This is a genomic window from Streptomyces sp. N50, from assembly GCF_033335955.1.
GTDB lineage: Bacteria > Actinomycetota > Actinomycetes > Streptomycetales > Streptomycetaceae > Streptomyces.
Genome location: NZ_CP137549.1, coordinates 2,355,266 through 2,371,762, shown reverse-complemented (window position 1 = coordinate 2,371,762; position 16,497 = coordinate 2,355,266). Strand labels below are relative to the sequence as shown.

At 69.7% G+C, this 16,497-nt stretch carries 12 protein-coding genes; 4 read left to right on the top strand and 8 right to left on the bottom strand.

What is annotated here, in order from left to right:
* Positions 1–35: 35 nt before the first annotated feature.
* From R2B38_RS10275 to panB, 3 genes are all read right to left on the bottom strand, one after another.
* Positions 36–860, bottom strand: coding sequence for an ABC transporter permease (locus R2B38_RS10275; RefSeq protein WP_318015954.1), 825 nt, complete (start codon positions 858–860; stop codon positions 36–38).
* The gene (locus R2B38_RS10270; RefSeq protein ID WP_318015953.1) at positions 857–1,876 is read right to left on the bottom strand and encodes an ATP-binding cassette domain-containing protein; all 1,020 of its coding nucleotides are present in this window, start codon (positions 1,874–1,876) and stop codon (positions 857–859) included. Before R2B38_RS10270 ends, R2B38_RS10275 begins: the two co-directional genes overlap by 4 nt.
* A 284-nt stretch (positions 1,877–2,160) precedes the next feature.
* Positions 2,161–3,036: a 3-methyl-2-oxobutanoate hydroxymethyltransferase gene (gene panB, locus R2B38_RS10265; protein WP_318015952.1), complete on the bottom strand. Its 876-nt coding sequence runs from the start codon at positions 3,034–3,036 to the stop codon at positions 2,161–2,163.
* A 216-nt stretch (positions 3,037–3,252) separates the two neighbouring features.
* On the opposite strand from panB, the gene R2B38_RS10260 reads away from it, so the two are divergent.
* From R2B38_RS10260 to R2B38_RS10245, 4 genes are all read left to right on the top strand, one after another.
* On the top strand, positions 3,253–4,842 hold the full coding sequence (locus R2B38_RS10260; RefSeq protein ID WP_318015951.1) for an MFS transporter: 1,590 nt from the start codon (positions 3,253–3,255) through the stop codon (positions 4,840–4,842).
* A gap of 54 nt (positions 4,843–4,896) precedes the next feature.
* Positions 4,897–5,559, top strand: a complete 663-nt coding sequence (locus tag R2B38_RS10255; protein ID WP_318015950.1) for a TetR/AcrR family transcriptional regulator — start codon at positions 4,897–4,899, stop codon at positions 5,557–5,559.
* A 196-nt stretch (positions 5,560–5,755) separates the two neighbouring features.
* Positions 5,756–6,808, top strand: a complete 1,053-nt coding sequence (locus R2B38_RS10250) for an endonuclease/exonuclease/phosphatase family protein (RefSeq protein WP_318015949.1) — start codon at positions 5,756–5,758, stop codon at positions 6,806–6,808.
* A gap of 98 nt (positions 6,809–6,906) precedes the next feature.
* On the top strand, positions 6,907–8,121 hold the full coding sequence (locus R2B38_RS10245; RefSeq protein ID WP_318015948.1) for an MFS transporter: 1,215 nt from the start codon (positions 6,907–6,909) through the stop codon (positions 8,119–8,121).
* A 431-nt stretch (positions 8,122–8,552) separates the two neighbouring features.
* On the opposite strand, the gene R2B38_RS10240 is transcribed toward R2B38_RS10245, so the two are convergent.
* The 5 genes from R2B38_RS10240 to R2B38_RS10220 form a co-directional block, all read right to left on the bottom strand.
* Positions 8,553–9,023: an NUDIX domain-containing protein gene (locus tag R2B38_RS10240; protein WP_318015947.1), complete on the bottom strand. Its 471-nt coding sequence runs from the start codon at positions 9,021–9,023 to the stop codon at positions 8,553–8,555.
* 65 nt (positions 9,024–9,088) lie between these two features.
* Positions 9,089–11,125 carry an NAD(+) synthase gene (locus R2B38_RS10235; protein WP_318015946.1) on the bottom strand — a complete coding sequence of 679 codons (2,037 nt, stop codon included), beginning with the start codon at positions 11,123–11,125 and terminating at the stop codon, positions 9,089–9,091.
* Between the two features lie 110 nt (positions 11,126–11,235).
* Complete coding sequence (locus R2B38_RS10230) at positions 11,236–11,760, bottom strand: hypothetical protein (protein ID WP_318015945.1); 525 nt, start codon at positions 11,758–11,760, stop codon at positions 11,236–11,238.
* A 35-nt stretch (positions 11,761–11,795) separates the two neighbouring features.
* Positions 11,796–14,210, bottom strand: a complete 2,415-nt coding sequence (locus R2B38_RS10225) for a DNRLRE domain-containing protein (protein WP_318015944.1) — start codon at positions 14,208–14,210, stop codon at positions 11,796–11,798.
* 347 nt (positions 14,211–14,557) lie between these two features.
* Entirely contained in the window at positions 14,558–16,477 is a 1,920-nt protein-coding gene (locus R2B38_RS10220; protein WP_318021632.1) for a S53 family peptidase, read from the bottom strand.
* Positions 16,478–16,497: the final 20 nt, after the last annotated feature.

The following is a 16,497-nucleotide window of genomic DNA, read 5'->3' as shown; positions in this document are numbered from 1 at the left end:
GGGACGCGACTGTGGTGCGTACCGGTCCGGCGCGGTCAGGTCTTGGTGCGGAACTTGTAGATGGCGATCGGGGCCATCACCGCGGTGAGCCCCACCGACCAGGCCAGCGTCAGCAGCACACCGTGGGCGACCGGGCCGCCCACCATCAGCCCGCGGGCCGCGTCCGCCAGGGAGGACAGCGGGTTGTAGTCGGTGAACTTCTGCAGCCAGCCCGGCATCGACCCGGTCGGCGCGAAGATCGACGAGCCGAACTGGAGCGGCATCAGGAACAGGAAGCCCATGGCCTGCACGGACTGCGCGCTCTTCATGGTCACGCCGAGGGTGATGAACACCCACATCAGGGCCGAGCCGAACACCGCGGACAGCCCGATCGCGGCGAACATGCCGCCCCAGCGGTGGATGTCGAAGCCGACGAGGACGCCGACGACCATCAGCACGGCGCACGCGACCAGCATGCGCATGATCTCGACCACGATCTTGGCGACCAGCACCGAACCGCGCCCGATGGGCAGCGACCGGAACCGGTCCATGACCCCGCTGTTGAAGTCGGTGTTGAAGCCGGTGCCCACCCCCTGGGCCATGTTCATGCCCATCATGGCGAGCAGACCGGGCACGACGTACTGCACGTACGCGTGCTGCCCGCCGCCGAGCGACTGCCCGATCGAGCCGCCGAAGACGTACACGAACAGCAGCGTGAAGATGACCGGGAACAGGATGGCGTCGAACATCGACTCCGGGTCCTGCCGGATCCACAGCAGGTTGCGGCGGATCAGCGCGCCGGTGTGGCGCAGATGGTTGCGCAGCGGGATACGGGGATCCGCCGTCGAGACGTCGGCGGGGCGCACGGCGATGGCGCTCATACGGCGACCTCCTCGCGGTCGTTGGTGGGCACGGAGTCCTGCGGGGCACTGGCGCGGTGTCCGGTGAGGGACAGGAACACCTCGTCCAGGCTGGGGAGTTCGGTGGTGATGGAGGCGATGGTGAGACCGCGGGCGCTCACCGCGCCGACGACGGCGGTCAGTTGCTCGTCGCTGAGGATCGGCACCAGGACGGTCCCGCTCTCCACGTCCACGGTGACGGTGGCCAGCCCGGTGATGCCCAGCTCGTCCAACGCCCGTGCCAGCGGCCGCAGTTGCAGCGGATCGGTCGGTCGGATGCGCAGCGCCCGTCCGCCGACCTTCGCCTTCAGCTCGTCGATCCCGCCGTTGGCGATGACCTTGCCGTGGTCCACCACGGTCAGCTCGGAGGCGAGCGCCTCGGCCTCCTCCATGTACTGGGTGGTGAGCAGCACGGTCACGCCGCCGCCGACCATGGACCGCACCTCGTCCCACACCTCCATGCGGGTGCGGGGGTCAAGGCCGGTGGTCGGTTCGTCGAGGAACAGCACCTGAGGGTGCCCGATCATCGAGGCGGCCAGGTCGAGCCGCCGCCGCATACCGCCGGAGTAGGTACTGGCGGGCCGCTTGGCGGCATCCGTCAGCGAGAACCGCTCCAGCAGCTCGTCGGCCCGGGCCCGTGAGTCTTTACGGGACAGGTCGAGCAGCCGCCCGATCATGTACAGGTTCTCCCAGCCCGGGAGCTTCTCGTCCACGGAGGCGTACTGGCCGGTGAGGCCTATCACCCGGCGCAGCTGGCGGGGCTGGCGCAGGACGTCGTAGCCGGCGACGGTGGCCTCGCCGGCGGTGGGGGCGAGCAGCGTGGACAGGATCCGTACGAGGGTGGTCTTACCGGCACCGTTCGGCCCGAGCACACCCATCACGGTGCCCTCCCGGACGTCCAGGTCGACGCCGTCCAGCGCCTTGGTCTCGCCGTAGTGCTTGACCAGCCCCCGCACGGACACGGCCGTGCCGCCGGAATTCTTGTCGATTCGCGTCATGTGGATGACAGTGCCAGGGCCGACCGACAGAACGCCTACATCCCACCGACAGCCGCCGACAGTCACCTACAAAGCGCCGATCGGCGAAAACAGGCCTGTCCGGCACCTCTCAACGCAGGCCCGCATTGTTCAGCCCGTCCGGCGTTTGAGGAGGAGGCCCCTTCAGGGCCGACGGGGGTCTGGGGGCGGAGCCCCCAGGGGCGGGCGGCAGGCGACAAAGGGGCAGCCCCGCCGACGGGGGAAGATCGGCGGGGCTGCATGGTGCCGCAGTGGCTCAGAACCGGTCAGTGGACGGAGTGCTCCTCAAGGGGGAACGTTCCGCCGACGACATCCTCCGCAAACGCCTTCGCCGCGTTGCCCATGACCTCGCGCAGGTTGGCGTACTGCTTGACGAACTTCGGCATCTTCCCGCCGGTAAGCCCCAGCATGTCGGTCCACACCAACACCTGCGCGTCCGTCTCGACCCCGGCCCCGATCCCCACCGTAGGAATGTGCAGCACCCGAGTCACCTCAGCCGCCAACTCAGCCGGCACCAGCTCAAGGACAACGGCGAACGCCCCCGCGTCCTGCACGGACTTCGCGTCCCGCAGCAACTGCTGAGCCGCCTCCTCGCCCCGCCCCTGCACCCGGTACCCCATCGAGTTCACGGACTGCGGAGTGAGCCCGATGTGCGCCATCACCGGAATCCCGGACTCGACGAGCAGCCGGATCTGCTCGTGCGACCGCTCACCGCCCTCCAGCTTCACGGCCCCCACGCCCGCCTCCTTCACCAGCCGGGTCGCCGAGCGCAGCGCCTGCACCGGACCCTCCTGGTAGGACCCGAACGGCAGGTCCGCGACGATCAGCGCACGGCTCGTACCGCGTACGACGGCCGCGGACAGCATGGCCATCTCGTCCAGCGTGACCGGCACGGTCGACTCGTACCCGAGATGGCAGTTCCCCGCCGAGTCCCCGACGAGCATGACCGGGATCCCGGCCTCGTCGAAGACGGACGCGGTCATCGCGTCGTAGGCGGTGAGCATGGGCCACTTCTCGCCGCGTTCCTTGGCGAGAGCGATGTCCCGGACGGTGATGCGTCGTGTGCCCTTGCCTCCGTACAGCGCCTTGCTGCCGTCGGAGGAGCTGGTCTTCCCAGCCTGGGCAGCCGAAAGCTGCGTCATTGCAACGGCTCCTTCGTCATCTCGAGGCGCCCTCACGGCGTCCCCGGATCCCCTCCATGGTGGCACCTCGTGCCACAGAGGGCCAGAGGGACCCCAGTCATCCGCATCACGTGAGGAGGCATGCGTGAGGAGTCATACGTAAGGCCTGAGTAAAATATTTACGATACGGCACGGACCCGTATCGTAATTGGCCCGCGGCTCCCTAGTCTGGACCGCATGACCACTCCACCCGTCCCTGGCACCCGGATACCCGAAGCGGTGCACCGCCGCCGCTGGGCCATCCTCGGCGTGCTGATGCTGAGCCTGCTCATCGTGGTGCTCGACAACTCGATCCTCAACGTCGCCATCAAGACCATCTCCACCCCGGCCCCGACCGGCCTGGGCGCGACACAGAGCGAGCTGGAGTGGGCGATCAACGCCTACACCCTCGTCTTCGCCGGCCTGCTCTTCACCGCGGGCCTCCTCGGTGACCGCATCGGCCGCAAGAAGGTCCTGCTCGGCGGGCTCGTCGTGTTCGGCATCGGCTCCGCGCTCGCCGCCGAGTCCGGCTCGCCGGACCAACTCATCGGCTACCGCGCCCTGATGGCCCTCGGCGCGGCCTTCGTGATGCCCGCCACCCTCGCCGTCCTCATGAACGTCTTCGAGCGCGACGAGCAGCCCAAGGCCATCGGCATCTGGGCCGGCGGCGTCGGCCTCGCCATCGCGATCGGCCCGATCACCGGCGGCGTGCTCCTCGACCACTTCTGGTGGGGCTCGGTCTTCCTGATCAACGTGCCGATCGTGCTGATCGCCCTCGCCCTGATGATCTGGCTGGTCCCCGACTCCCGCGACCCGAAGCCCGGCCGCCTCGACCCGGTCGGCGTCGTCCTGTCCGTCGTAGGCCTCGTCCTGCTGGTCTACGGCATCATCGAGGGCGGCGAGCTGGCCGACTTCACGGCGCCCAAGGTGCTGGCGACGATCATCGCCGGTGTCGTGGTGCTCGCCGGGTTCGTCTGGTTCGAGAAGCGCAGCGACCACCCGTCGATCGACGTCACGTACTTCAAGAACAAGGTGTTCTCGGCCGCGATCGCCGCCATCGCGCTGGTCTTCTTCGCGCTGATGGGCGTGACCTTCTTCTCGGTCTTCTACACCCAGAGCGTGCGCGGCTACTCGCCGCTGCAGACCGGCCTGTTGATGCTGCCGCTGGCCGCCGCGCAGATGATCTTCGCACCGCGGGCCCGGCTGGTCGTCAACCGGTTCGGCAACAAGATCACGACCGGCGTCGGCCTGCTGCTGCTCGCCGGGATGCTCGCCGCCTTCGCGACCCTCAAGGCGGACACGCCGATCTGGATCCTGGAGGTCATCTTCTTCCTCATGGGCGCGGGCATGGCCCACGTCATGACCCCGACCAGTGTCGTGATCATGCAGGCCCTGCCGCGTGAGAAGGCGGGCTCCGCGTCCGCGCTGAGCAACACCTTCCGCCAGGTCGGCGGCGCCCTCGGCATCGCCGTCCTCGGCTCGGTGCTGTCCACGGCGTACCGCAACGGCATCGAGGGCAAGCTCGGCTCGGTCCCGGCCGCCCTGCGCGACACCGCCGGCGAGTCCATCGAGGCCACCCTCGGTGTCGCCGCGAAGCTCGGCCCGCAGGGTAAGGCCCTGGTCACCCCGGCCAACGACGCCTTCCTGCACGCCATGCACGTGACCGCCCTGTGCGGCGCGGGCGTCGCGATCGTCGGCGCCGTAGTGGCGTTCCTCTTCCTGCCCGGCAAGCCGCCGGTGCCTCAAGAGGGCAAGGAAGAGCCGGAGTTGGTCGTCGTAGGCGAATAGCGACGACAATCACCACAGACGCGAACGGGGGGAACAGCGAAGGGACGGAGTGAAGTGAGCCTTGCCGACAACGGCACCGCCACCGGCACCGGTACCGACAAGGGCGCCGACAGCGGGACCCGGGCGTGCGCGCCCACCAGGGGACGTCCGCGCAGCGAGGCCGTCGAACGGGCCATCACGGAGGGCGTGATGAAGCTCCTTGAGGACGGCGTGCCGCTGGCCGAACTCTCCATCGAGCGCATCGCCCGTACCGCCGGAGTCGGCAAGGCCGCCATCTACCGCCGCTGGCCGGGCAAGGAGGAGCTGTTCGTCGACGTCGTCCGCGAGGCCGAGCCGCACGACCCCGAACTGCCCGGCACCTCGCTGCGCGACGACCTCGTCGCCATGATGGAACAGCTGCGCCAGCGCGGCCTGATGACCCGGTCCTCGGCGCTCCTGCACAACGTGTACGCGCAGATGAAGAGCACCCCGAAGGTGTGGGCCGCCTACCACGCGACCGTCGTGGAACCCCGCCGCCGCAAGCAGGTCGACCTCCTGCGCCGGGCCCAGGAGAACGGTGAGCTCCGTACCGACCTCGACCCCGAGCTGATGAACGACATGCTGGTCGGCCCGATGCTCCTGCGCACCGTCATGCGCTTCGACGCGGACCTCCCCGAGGGCCTGTCGGAACTCCTCGTCGACACGGTGCTGGTGGCCCTACGCCCCGTCAGTTCGTAAGTCATGTGTGCCGCGCGCGAATGTGCGCGTTCCGTCACAGAAGGCGCCGCGGCCGCGCGTGTTCGGAACTCCGGACACCGACTTGTTCGTCCTCGTGCCCGTACGGCCGTCATGGGACGGCGGATCGGAACCGATCATCCCCTAGGGTCGTAGGCGCGGGGACGATGGTGTGCACGGCAGGTAGTGAGGCGACGGAATGGCACAGCAGGCGTATGTGGCGGAGACGGACGACGGCGGCTCGGGGGACGAGCCGCGCGGAAACCGACTTCGGCGCCTGTGGGACAGACTGACCGGCGGCTGGCGCGACGATCCCAGGATCTGGCGCCGGGGCCTGATCCTCGCCGCGCTCGCGATCCTCCTGTCCCTCGTCATGCTGCTGCACTCGCACATCCCGAACCGGATCGGCAACCTCGGCAGCCTCACGGAGACGTTCCTGCCGTGGTTCGGGCTCGCGATCCCGGTCCTCCTGGTCCTCGGCCTGGTCCGGAGGTCGGCGACCGCGCTCATCGCCGTCGTCCTCCCGACGGTCGTGTGGCTGAACCTCTTCGGCGGGCTGCTGCTCAGCGACAAGACCGGCACCGGCGGCGACCTGACGGTGGCCACGCACAACGTCAACGCGGAGAACCCCGACCCGTCCGGTACGGCCCGTGACGTCGCCGCGTCCGGCGCGGACATCGTCGCCCTGGAGGAACTGACGGCCTCGGCGGTCCCGACGTACGAGAAGGCCCTCGCGTCGACGTACAAGTACCACTCGGTCCAGGGCACGGTCGGCCTGTGGAGCAAGTACCCGATGAGCGGCATCAAGGCCGTGGACATAAAGCTGGGCTGGACGCGCGCCATGCGCGCCACCGTCGCGACCCCCGAGGGACAGATCGCGGTCTACGTCGCCCACCTCCCGTCGGTCCGGGTGAAACTCGAGGCGGGCTTCACGGCCCGGCAGCGCGACACGAGCGCCGACGCGCTGGGTGAGGCCATCGCCGCCGAGCCGCTCAAGCGGAAGATCCTCCTCGGCGACCTGAACGGCACGATGAACGACCGCTCCCTGAACGCCGTCACCTCCCAGATGCGCTCCACGCAGGGCGCGGCGGGCAGCGGCTTCGGGTTCAGCTGGCCGGCGTCGTTCCCGATGGCGCGGATCGACCAGATCATGGTCCAGGGAGTCGAACCGGTCACGTCCTGGACCCTCCCGAAGACCGGCAGCGACCATCTCCCGATCGCGGCCCGTGTGAACCTCGACACGAGCTCGTAACCGGGTGGAATAGCGGGCCTGGGAGTCTTTGTTCCGTAACTGAACTTAAGCTGGACAGTACGGAACTCCGCTCTCCCTAGAAAGGCACAGGCTCTTCCATGCCCCTGGCCCTGCTCGCTCTGGCCGTCGGCGCTTTCGGTATCGGCACCACCGAGTTCGTGATCATGGGCCTCCTGCCCGAGGTCGCGGACGACCTGCACGTCTCCATCCCCACGGCGGGCCACCTGGTCTCGGCGTACGCGCTGGGCGTCGTCATCGGCGCCCCGCTCCTGGCGGCGGTGACTTCGAGGATGTCCCGCCGCACGGTCCTGATCGGCCTGATGGCACTGTTCGTGGCGGGCAACGTCCTCTCCGCCTTCGCCGCGAACTACGACTACCTCCTCGCGGCCCGCTTCCTGAGCGGCCTGCCGCACGGCGCCTTCTTCGGCGTGGGCGCGGTGGTCGCCACGACCATGGTCGCGCCCGAACGCAAGGCCCGCTCCGTCTCCCTGATGTTCCTGGGCCTCACGGTCGCCAACGTCGTGGGCGTACCGGCGGCCACGCTGATGGGCCAGCACCTGGGCTGGCGGGCCACGTTCCTCGGCGTCAGCGTGATCGGGGTGGCGGCGATAGCGTCCCTGGCGTTGCTGATCCCGCACGACCACGCACACGCTCCGGCGGTGGGCCTGCGCCGCGAACTGGCGGCTCTCCGCTCCGTCCCGGTCTGGCTGGCCCTGGGCACGACGGTGGCGGGCTTCGGCGCCCTGTTCTCGGCGTACAGCTACATCACCCCGATGCTGACGGACGCGGCGGGCTTCGCTGAGGGCAGCGTGACGCTGCTGCTGGCGTTGTTCGGCGTGGGCGCGACGGCCGGCAACCTGGTCGGCGGCCGCCTGGCGGACCACTCCCTCCGCGGCACGCTGTTCGGCGGCCTGACGTCCCTGGCGGCGGTCCTGGCCCTGTTCCCCCTCCTCATGACCACGGAGTGGACGGCGGCACTGGCGGTCGTCCTGTTGGGCATGGCGGCGTTCGTAACGGGCTCCCCGCTCCAACTGATGGTCATGGAAAAGGCCTCGGCGGGCCCGTCGCTGGCATCCTCGGCAAACCAGGCAGCCTTCAACCTGGCCAACGCGGGCGGCGCTTGGATCGGCGGCCTGGCCTTGGCGGCGGGCTTCGGAGCTACGTCGCCTGCGGTGGCCGGCGCGGTGTTGGCGGTGCTGGGGTTGGGAGTCGCGGCCACGGCGGCGATGGTGGACCGGCGCCGGGCGGTACCGGGCCGCGAGCGCGTGGTCGCAACCCACGTACCGCACGAGGCCGAGGCACTGCAGCACTGACCTTTCCCTCACGGGCCCACCGGCCCATCTGCCCACCCGTCACGGTCGGTTGAGAGGTTCGCCTCTTGACCGACGGGGTGGGACGCACCTCGCCGTGCGGGCTGCCCACAGCATCCGAGCCCCGTGGCACCGTGGCACCACCCGCACCCAGTCCCTGAAGTCACCGCATGGAGCAGCCAAGTCCCGTCGGCATCGCGTGGAGGAGGCTGGGAACATCGTCGAAGCGCGGCCGGCCGACCCTCGGCCTCGACGAGACCGTCGAGATCCTCGCCCGACGCCGCGGCCGGCAACTGCGCACCGCGATCATCGACACCCCGGACCGGTCCTGGTTCTTCAACGTGTCCGTCGACGCCACCTGGACCGAACTCCCTGGCATGCAGCGGCGTCAATTGGTCCCGGAGCCCCGGCACGAAGGACCCGCCCGACCCGGCTCAGCCGAGATGGGGCCGCTCACGCCGCTCCAAGAAGTGCCGGATCCGGAGCCGCTGCGTGTGGTGCATGGGCAGTTGACCGATCTCGTCCGGCTGGACGAACCGCAACTCACTGGACTCGTCCGAGATTTCCAGCCGACCACCGACGGCGCGAGCGGTGAAGCAGACGTTGAACTGCCTGCGCACCTCACCGTCCGAGTAGGCGATGACGTGCCGCGGGTCGGTATAGGTGCCCACGAGCCCGGTGATCTCTACGTCCAGACCCGTTTCCTCCTTCACCTCCCGGACGGCCGTTCCTGGGAGTGAGTCGGTCATCTCCATGCCGCCACCGGGAAGCGCCCAGAGATCGTTGTCCCGCCGCCGCTGAAGGAGTACGCGCCCTTCGTCGTCGGTCACCACGGCGGACGCGGCGACCACCAGGCTGTTCGGCTCAGGTGCCGCCGGGTCGTCGTAGTACTCGGTCCGTGCCATGGTCGCTCTTCCCGGCCGCCCTCGACGGGGTCGCTGGTGCCACCGACCCCGTCGAAGGCCAAGTCCTAGTCGAACCGCTCCAGATCCCGCAGCCAGGCAGTGGCCGACCCGTCCGAAGGCGCCCGCCAATCCCCCCGAGGCGAAAGCGACCCCCCCGCCGAAACCTTCGGCCCATTGGGCATGGCCGACCGCTTGAACTGCGCGAACCCGAAGAACCGCCGGCAGAACACCTCAAGCCAAGCCCGGATCTCCGGCAGGTCGTACGCGACCCGCTTCGCCTCAGGGAACCCCGGAGGCCACGCCCCCGCCCCCACCTCGTGCCACGCGTGCCACGCCAAGAACGCGATCTTCGACGGGCGGAACCCGTATCGCAGGACGTGGAACAGCGTGAAGTCGTGCAGTGCGTACGGGCCGATCTTCGACTCCGTGGACTGCATCTCCTCGCCCGGGACCAGCTCAGGACTGATCTCCGTGTCCAGGATCGCGGTGAGGATCTTGCCGGTCTCCTCGTCGAACTGGTCGCTGCTGACGACCCAGCGGATCAGGTGCTGGATCAGGGTCTTCGGGACGCCGGAGTTGACGTTGTAGTGGCTCATCTGGTCGCCGACGCCGTACGTGGACCAGCCGAGCGCCAGTTCCGACAGGTCGCCGGTGCCCAGCACGATGCCGTTGCGCTGGTTCGCCAGGCGGAACAAGTAGTCCGTGCGCAGGCCCGCCTGGACGTTCTCGAAGGTGATGTCGTACACCGGCTCGCCGGAGGCGAAGGGATGGTCCATCTCCTTGAGCATCAGGCGTGCGGTCGGCGTGATGTCCAGCTCCGCCGCCGTCACGCCGATCGCCCGCATCAGCGCGTGCGCGTTGTCTTTCGTGTGGTCGCTGGTCGCGAAGCCCGGCAGCGTCCACGCGAGGATGTCGCTGCGCGGCCGCCCCGCGCGGTCCATCGCCCGCGCGGCGACGATCAGCGCGTGCGTCGAGTCGAGGCCGCCGGAGACCCCGATGACCACCTTGGGGCCGCCGATCGCCGCGAGGCGCTGCTGGAGGCCCTCGACCTGGATGTTGTACGCCTCGTAGCAGTCCTGCGCGAGGCGCTCCGCGTCGGCCGGCACGAACGGGAAGCGTTCCAGGCGGCGGCGCAGGCCCAAGTCCGTTAGCGGCGGGGCGAGTTCGAAGGGCACCGTGCGGAAGTCGGCCGTCCGTGCCTTGTGCGTACGGCGGTTGTCGTCGAATGTGCCCATCCGCTGCCGCTCCTGCCGCAGCAGGTCCAGGTCCACGTCGGCCACCGCGTACTCGTCGCCCAGCGGGAACCGTTCCGTCTCGGCCAGCAGCGCGCCGTTCTCGTAGATCATCGCCTGGCCGTCCCAGGACAGGTCGGTCGTCGACTCGCCGAGGCCGGCCGCCGCGTAGACGTACGCGGCGAGGCAGCGGGCGGACGCCGAGCGGCAGAGGAGCTTGCGGTCCTCGGCGCGGCCCACCGTGATCGGGCTGCCGGACAGGTTGACGAGGACCGTCGCGCCCGCGAGAGCCGCCTCCGCGCTCGGCGGCACCGGCACCCACATGTCCTCGCAGATCTCCGCGTGCAGGACGAGGGACGGTACGTCCTGCGCCGCGAACAGCAGGTCCACGCCGAACGGCACGCTCTCGCCGCCGAGTTGGATCGAACCGCCGCGCTCGTCCGCGCCGTCGGCGATCTGGCGGCGCTCGTAGAACTCGCGGTAGTTCGGGGGGTACGACTTCGGTACGACGCCCAGGACGCGGCCCCGGTGGACGAGTACCGCGCAGTTGTAGATCCGGTTGCGGTGGCGCAGCGGGGCTCCGACGACCAGCACCGGCAGCAGGTCCGCCGACCCCGTCACCACCTCCCGCAGCGCCTCCTCGACCTGGTCCAGGAGGACGTCCTGGAGGAGCAGGTCCTCGATGGAGTAGCCGCACAGGCCCATCTCGGCGAAGACGGCGACGGCGACGCCCTCCTCGTCGCAGCGGCGGGCGTGGCGCAGGACGGCCTCGGCGTTGGCGTGCGGGTCCGCGATCACGGTGTGGCCCGTGCAGGCGGCGACGCGGGCGAAGCCGTGCTGATAGATCGACCAGAAGTTCAGTGGAGGCACGGGGTCCACTGTAATCGCCTTTAATCGTCAGAGCGACACAATGGGGTGGTGTGAGGTGTGGTGCACCCCACGCCACCCCATCGTCTCTTCCCGCGCCTCTTCCTGCCGCGTCAGAAGTCCTGGTACGCGACCTGTCGGCCCGAGGCGTCCAGTGGCTTCGGCGAGATCTCCTTGCCGTTCGCCGGGAGCGGCCAGTCCTTCGCCATGATCTGGATCCAGTAGCGACCGGTGGGCAGCCGCTTGCCGGCCGGGAACGGCTTGGTCGGCAGGATCTCCTTGGTCGCCACCCGGATCTGGGTGGCGCGCGAGGGCAGCGGCCCGTAGTTGATGTCGCTGTCACCGGGGCCCGGACCACTGGCGTAGTAGCCCGACGACGGGTTCTTCTCGTCGAACCCGCAGGCCCCGGCGTCCGGTCCGCCGGAGGCCGTCGGGCCGCCGGGCCCGTCGACCTCCATGCACAGCTGCCCGCCCTGCTGCCAGGCGTACACCGACCAGGCCGTGCCCTGGTAGACGCCGCTGGTCAGCAGCACGTGCGGGGTCTGCGTCGGCTGGGAGTGCCCCGAGCAGCCGGCCGCCAGCAGGGCTACGGCCGTGACCGCCACCGCGCGCGGGCCGGCGGGCCTGAATGCCTTCACATCCGCTCCTTCTCTCTGCGGCTCTCGCCGGGCCTTCAGAACTTGGTGTGGGGATACACGACCCACACGTGCAGGTTGGGGTGGCCGGAGGACCAGGTCTTCTGGCTGCCGTCCTTGTACAGCGGTTCGTTGTGCCGGGTGTTGGAGTGCTGGTCGATGTAGATGTTGCCGCCGTCGTTCTTCACGACGACGCCGGTGTGGGAGATCCCCGAGGCCGAGCTGCCGGACCAGTTCGCGAAGATCAGATCGCCCGGGGCGACGTCCTGGGCGTAGTGGTAGAAGTACGAGCCCTCGATGCTCTGGAAGTTCGCCTGGTGGTAGGCGCCCGCCCACGAGTAGCTGGTGGTCGCCCCGAAGGTGCCGTGCGACTGGAACCAGTAGTGGTCGTCGGAGTGGTGCAGCGGCGGAACGCTCGGCGTGTTCTCGTTCAGCTTGCCGCCGTAATGGATGGCGCGGGAGGCGAAGTCCGTGCAGTCGTCCGAGAACCCGTTGTACGTGCCGCGGTACCACTTGTTCGCCCAGGCGACGACGCCGGAGAGGTTGGCCCGGTGGCCCCCCGAGGAGCTGACCGTCTCGGTGCCGGCGGTGAGGTATCCGGTACCGGAGTCGGTGGTCAGGGCGGACGCCGTGCTCGCGGGCGTTCCGTCGAGGGTGGCGGAGTAGGCGGTGATCTCGGAGGCGGCGGTCACCGGTTTGACGAGGGCGTCGGCGTCGGCCGCCTGGGAGATCTGCGGCACGGTGCCGGCGACGCTGAAGGTGTACGCGTCCTGGTCGATCGCCTCGCCGGGGATGGTGTCCGTGGTGCCCGTCTTCGTGTCGACGGTGGTGAAGGTCTCGTCCGCGGTGGTGTAGACGGTCACCGTGCCGCCGTCCGCAGAGAGGGCGGCGAGGGAGTTCGACAGGGTCGTGGTGTCGCTGGTCTCCGACTCGCTGTTCGCGGCCTCCGCGGTGTGCACGCCGGCGTCGGCGGTGGACTCGTAGCCGAGCCAGGTGGACACGTAGGCGGAGTAGGAGTCCGAGGCCAGTGCGGCGGTGGACGTGGTGTAGGTGCCCTTCTGCAGCCCGTCGCGGGCGTTCAGCATCTGGCCGGCCGCCTGGATGTACTGGGCGGGCCCGCCGGGCACCGCCTCGGGGCTGACCCCGGTGGCACTGGCCGCCGGTCCGGTGCCCACCGGGTTGGTGGCGCTGACCTTGACGGTGTAGCTCGTCCCGTCGGTCAGACCGGTGAGCAGGGCCTCGGTGGTGGTGGACGTGGTCGCCGTGGCCACGGTGCTGCCGGCGGCGTTGACCGCGCTGACGGTGTACGAGGAGACGCCGTCGCCGGGGTCGTCGTTGTCGGTGGCGTTCTCCCCCTCGACGTAGCCGGTCGAGGCCGGTTCGGCCCAGGCCACGAGGACACCGCCGTCACCCGCGGTCGTCGTCAGCGAGGTGGGGGCGCTCGGCACGGCGGGCGGGGTGTACGTCACCTTGATCGACGCTGCTCCGGAGGCCGCGGTCGGTCCGGCGTAGCCCACCCCGGAGGTCGCGGTCGTCCCGTCCGACGCCGACAGCAGGATGCCGTCGTCGGCGACATCGCCGTTGGCCCACTCCGCGACCAGCGTCGTGATGTCGTAGGTGCCCGCCGACTCGGTGCCGCTCGCGGTGAGGGTGGTGCTGACCGCGGCGAGCGAGGGGCCGTCGGCCAGGGTGGTCACGTCGTCCTGTGCCAGCCCGATGTCCAGGGTGCCGCCGGCACAGCCGCCCAGGCAGGCGCTGGACGTCAGGGCGAGGGTGGCGCTGTCGATGGTGGATCCGGCGGGGATGGCCGACAGGTCCGGTCGGAGCGCCGAGACCCAGTGCGAGGTGCCGTCTCCTCCGACGTCCAGTGTGGCGGGGTTCGGGGAGAGCGGGCACGGCGAGCCGGAGCACGCGGTGGAGTCGCTCTTCGCCGTCTCCGCGGTCAGCGACGAACCGGTGATCGTCACCGAGTCGGGCCCCGTGGTCGTCCCGGGCGAGGACGTGGAGCTGGTGGGGGTGAAGCTGATCGGGCTGCTGCTGGCGTGCACGCAGGCCGAGATGGACGCGGTGACCCACCACTTGTACGCCGTCCCGACACTGAGCGCGCCCGCGGGCACCTGGTAGGTCAGGCGCCGGCCCGAGAGGACGGTGCCGGTGGCCATCGGCGTGCCGGCCACCGCGTTGCCCGAGCTGTCGGTGACGAAGAGCGAGCCGCTGATGCTGCCGACGCCGTTGTACGTCTCAAGAACCGTGGACAGCACCGGAGTCGTGGTGGTGGAGTCCGCGGACTCGGGCTCCACCACGACCGGCGTCTGGTCGGTCGTCGCCCCGGGGCAGATGACGGCCTCGGCACGGCCGGGAGCCGCCAGCACGCCGAGCAGCAGGGCGAGCAACAGCAGGACGGCGCGCGGCACTTGGGCCGCGGGTCTCGAACGTACGGTGCTGTGTGACATGACATCCCCGTTCGGTGGTCAAGGGTGAACGGGGGGTCGGCTGATCAACGCGGCGGACGGCGGCCTCGGCGGCGCGACGCGAAGATGTTCGGCCTGCTCCGGCTCTCGAAGACTGCCCCCCGTACGAACTGGTGCGGCGGCCCGCGAGGGCGAGTTGTCATTGCCCCGTCAACCGCTGCGTCCTGACCGTATCTCCAGGGGATCTTCACGCATAGGACCCCTGGCCTGTGATGACCATTCGGAGACCGCCCCTTTCCCCGTGCGTTGCGCCTGCTTGAGGAAGGGGAACGCAAAGGGGCGTGAGGTCCGTCAGGACCCCACGCCCCTTTGCTGAACCGCTCTGTGGATCAGTGCTTGTGGTGCGACTGCTTCGGCACGTACGACGCGACGTAACCGTCCGCCGGCGTACCCACGCCGGTCACGTCGTCATAGCCCTTCACCGCGGACAGCGAGCTGTCCTTGCCGAGGCTGCGGACCGAGGTCAGCAGGCCTTCGGTGGCGTCGTAGCCGTTGGCGAAGTCCACGCGCGCCACCGCCAGGCCGGAGCCCGTCGGGTTGTCGGTCACGTCGTGGTAGACCTTCGTGCCGTACTTGGCGTAGATCGACGGGTTGGCGAAACCGATCGCCTTGCCGCCGCGCGCCTCCTGGGCCAGGGCCTGGACGGCCGCGATCACCGGGGAGGCGAGCGAGGTGCCGCCGATCCGGTACTCGCTGTACGACTCCGAACCGTCCGACTGGGTCTGCGTCTGGCCGACCTTGAAACCGGTGTTCGGGTCGGCGATCGCCGAGATGTCCGGGACGACACGGTTGCCGGTGGCGCTGTTGGCCGTGGCGAGTGCCTTCGGGACGACACCCTTCTGGTAGAAGGGCTCGGCCACCGTCTTGCTGGTGCCGCCGCCCGCGCCCGAGGTGAAGGCGCCGGGGAAGCTGGTCCAGCTCTTGCCGTCGGCCGACAGCGAGGCCTTCTCGGTGCCCCAGCCGGTCTCCCACAGGTACTTGTCGCCCTTGCCGACCGCCAGCGAGGTACCGCCGACCGCCGTGACCCACGCCGAGTTGGCCGGGGTGTCGACCTGCTTCACCTTGGTGTTGGCGACCTCGTCGCCGTTGTCACCGGAGGAGAAGTAGAAGCCGATGCCCTCGACCGCGCCCAGCTGGAACACCTGGTCGTAGGCGGCCGCGAGGTCCGGGGTCTGGTTGGCCTCGATGTCGCCCCACGAGTTGGAGACGATGTCGGCCAGGTGGTTGTCGACGACCTTGCTGAGCGAGTCGAGCAGGTCGTCGTCGAAGCAGGACGCGGCACCCACGTACGTGATGTTCGCGTCCGGCGCCACCGCGTGCACGGCCTCGACGTCGAGGGTCTCCTCGCCGTACCAGCCGGACGCGTCACAGGCCTCGGTCTGCGTGTACTCCGAGGGGAGCACCTGCTTGAGCTGGCTGGTCGAGTACTTCTTGTCGCCGTGTGCCTTGGCGTAGGTGGCCGCGTCGAAGGCGATCGTCGGGGAGGCGTACGCGTCGGTGATCGCGACCCGCACCCCCTTGCCCGTGTACTTGCCCGCGCCGTAGGCGGCACGCAGCTGCTTGCCGGTGTAGCCCTCGACGGCGTACGGGATCTTCTTGCCGTACGCCGACGGCAGGGTGGTCGCGGTGTTGGAGCCGTAGTACGAGGAGAACGGCCCCGAGTTCTTGAACACCGCGGTCGGACCCGGCAGCGTGTCGTCGTGGTTCGCCTTGTGCGGCGCGTTGTCCAGACCGGTGACGGTCAGGACGGCACCGTTGAGGCTGTCCGGCGCGGAGGCCGTCTTCGACGGGGCGCGGTAGGTCTTCGAGCCCTTCGAGTAGTTGTGCAGCGAGGTGCTGAACGCCTTCTCGACCGCGGCCACGTCACCGGAGACCGTGACGTAGTGCTGCGTGGTGCCGGTGACCTTCAGCCCGGCGGACTTCAGCCAGGACTTGACGGCGGTCACCTGGGCCGTCGTGGCGCCGAAGCGCTGCTGCACCTGAGCGGCGCTCAGGTACTTGCCGTACAGGGCCGAACTCGGGTCCGAGACGGACTTGGCGTACGCCGCGAGACCGGAGGCGTTCCGGCCGGCGAGGTAGACCCGGGCGGAGACCTTGGAGCTGTCGGAGGTCGCTCCCTTGTCCGCCTTGGCCGTCGCCCACGCGGGCTTGGTGCCCGCGAGCGTGTCCCGGCCCGGGCTGTCCGCGGCGTGCGCCGCGGGTATGCCGAGCGCCAGCGCCCCGGCGATCATGGGCAGTGTCGCTGCCATGCTCACGCCGGCGCGCCTGG

Bases quoted from the DNA above. Each gene is read 5' to 3' on its own strand.
- R2B38_RS10275 (WP_318015954.1), bottom strand. From the start codon at position 860: ATGAGCGCCATCGCCGTGCGCCCCGCCGACGTCTCGACGGCGGATCCC.
- R2B38_RS10270 (WP_318015953.1), bottom strand. From the start codon at position 1,876: ATGACGCGAATCGACAAGAATTCCGGCGGCACGGCCGTGTCCGTGCGG.
- panB (WP_318015952.1), bottom strand. From the start codon at position 3,036: ATGACGCAGCTTTCGGCTGCCCAGGCTGGGAAGACCAGCTCCTCCGAC.
- R2B38_RS10260 (WP_318015951.1), top strand. From the start codon at position 3,253: ATGACCACTCCACCCGTCCCTGGCACCCGGATACCCGAAGCGGTGCAC.
- R2B38_RS10250 (WP_318015949.1), top strand. From the start codon at position 5,756: ATGGCACAGCAGGCGTATGTGGCGGAGACGGACGACGGCGGCTCGGGG.
- R2B38_RS10245 (WP_318015948.1), top strand. From the start codon at position 6,907: ATGCCCCTGGCCCTGCTCGCTCTGGCCGTCGGCGCTTTCGGTATCGGC.
- R2B38_RS10240 (WP_318015947.1), bottom strand. From the start codon at position 9,023: ATGGCACGGACCGAGTACTACGACGACCCGGCGGCACCTGAGCCGAAC.
- R2B38_RS10225 (WP_318015944.1), bottom strand. From the start codon at position 14,210: ATGTCACACAGCACCGTACGTTCGAGACCCGCGGCCCAAGTGCCGCGC.
- R2B38_RS10220 (WP_318021632.1), bottom strand. From the start codon at position 16,477: ATGGCAGCGACACTGCCCATGATCGCCGGGGCGCTGGCGCTCGGCATA.